This is a genomic window from Altererythrobacter chaiwopuensis (assembly GCF_054957735.1).
Window position 1 is genome coordinate 1 of the sequence record NZ_JBTXJF010000007.1, and the last position, 285, is coordinate 285.

A 285-nucleotide genomic window follows, 5' to 3' on the forward strand; every position below is an offset into this window, starting at 1 on the left:
ATAGCCGAACAGTTTCGTGACAGATGTCGATGCCCCGTTCGAACAGCAGGTCCTCGACGTTTCGAAGTGACAGCGGATACCGCACATACAGCAGCACCGCGAGCCGAATGATCTCGGGCGAGGAGTTGAAATAGCGGAATGGACTGGCTGGTTTGCGTGGTCTGGGCATTAGAGCGCCCTACCCTACCCCGTGCTTCTCGCCAATTAGTGCATTAGCTTTGACAGAACCAAGAAATGGCGCGGAACCGCGCCGTTCTTGAGGCAATTTCTCCAGATATCTCAAAG

The 285-nt window shown here is 54.4% G+C and carries 1 pseudogene; it reads right to left on the minus strand.

From position 1 onward, the window contains the following. Window positions 1-169: pseudogene (locus ACX3VQ_RS12975) on the minus strand (IS6 family transposase); the annotation flags it as partial. Between the last annotated feature and the right edge of the window lie 116 nt (window positions 170-285).